Source organism: Sinomonas albida, assembly GCF_004919045.1.
GTDB lineage: Bacteria > Actinomycetota > Actinomycetes > Actinomycetales > Micrococcaceae > Sinomonas > Sinomonas albida.
This window is the reverse complement of the sequence record NZ_SWDW01000030.1, coordinates 1-1,584: the sequence shown is the minus strand read 5'-3', so window position 1 is coordinate 1,584 and position 1,584 is coordinate 1. Positions and strand designations below refer to the sequence as shown.

Sequence of the window (1,584 nt, the reverse complement as noted above, 5' to 3'; positions counted from 1 at the left end):
ACCGCGCACACAGGCACGGCCCACACCCCGGCACGGGGAAAAGGGGCTCCTTAGAAAGGAGGTGATCCAGCCGCACCTTCCGGTACGGCTACCTTGTTACGACTTAGTCCCAATCGCCAGCCCCACCTTCGACGGCTCCCCCCACAAGGGTTGGGCCACCGGCTTCGGGTGTTGCCGACTTTCGTGACTTGACGGGCGGTGTGTACAAGGCCCGGGAACGTATTCACCGCAGCGTTGCTGATCTGCGATTACTAGCGACTCCGACTTCATGGGGTCGAGTTGCAGACCCCAATCCGAACTGAGACCGGCTTTCTGGGATTGGCTCAACCTCACAGCATCGCAACCCTTTGTACCGGCCATTGTAGCATGCGTGAAGCCCAAGGCATAAGGGGCATGATGATTTGACGTCGTCCCCACCTTCCTCCGAGTTGACCCCGGCAGTCTCCCATGAGTCCCCACCCGAAGTGCTGGCAACATGGAACGAGGGTTGCGCTCGTTGCGGGACTTAACCCAACATCTCACGACACGAGCTGACGACAACCATGCACCACCTGTGGACCGGCCCCGAAGGGAAGCCCCATCTCTGGAGCGATCCGGCCCATGTCAAGCCTTGGTAAGGTTCTTCGCGTTGCATCGAATTAATCCGCATGCTCCGCCGCTTGTGCGGGCCCCCGTCAATTCCTTTGAGTTTTAGCCTTGCGGCCGTACTCCCCAGGCGGGGCACTTAATGCGTTAGCTGCGGCGCGGAGGACGTGGAATGCCCCCCACACCTAGTGCCCAACGTTTACGGCGTGGACTACCAGGGTATCTAATCCTGTTCGCTCCCCACGCTTTCGCTCCTCAGCGTCAGTTACAGCCCAGAGACCTGCCTTCGCCATCGGTGTTCCTCCTGATATCTGCGCATTTCACCGCTACACCAGGAATTCCAGTCTCCCCTACTGCACTCCAGCCTGCCCGTACCCACTGCAGACCCGGGGTTGAGCCCCGGGCTTTCACAGCAGACGCGACAAACCGCCTACGAGCTCTTTACGCCCAATAATTCCGGATAACGCTCGCGCCCTACGTATTACCGCGGCTGCTGGCACGTAGTTAGCCGGCGCTTCTTCCGCAGGTACCCTCACCCGAAGGCTTGTCCCCTGCCGAAAGGGGTTTACAACCCGAAGGCCGTCATCCCCCACGCGGCGTCGCTGCATCAGGCTTTCGCCCATTGTGCAATATTCCCCACTGCTGCCTCCCGTAGGAGTCTGGGCCGTGTCTCAGTCCCAGTGTGGCCGGTCACCCTCTCAGGCCGGCTACCCGTCGTCGCCTTGGTAGGCCATCACCCCACCAACAAGCTGATAGGCCGCGAGCCCATCCAAGACCGCACAAGGCTTTCCACCCCCCACCATGCGGCAGAAGGTACTATCCGGTATTAGACCCAGCTTCCCAGGCTTATCCCAGAGTCAAGGGCAGGTTGCTCACGTGTTACTCACCCGTTCGCCACTAATCCACCCCGAAGGGCTTCATCGTCCGACTTGCATGTGTTAAGCACGCCGCCAGCGTTCATCCTGAGCCAGGATCAAACTCTCCGTCAAAAACAAAAAA

1 rRNA gene is annotated in these 1,584 nt (G+C 59.9%); it reads right to left on the bottom strand.

The features are described 5' to 3' along the window. Positions 1-54: 54 nt before the first annotated feature. A 16S ribosomal RNA gene (locus E6A26_RS17480) occupies positions 55-1,574 on the bottom strand. Positions 1,575-1,584 lie beyond the last annotated feature (10 nt).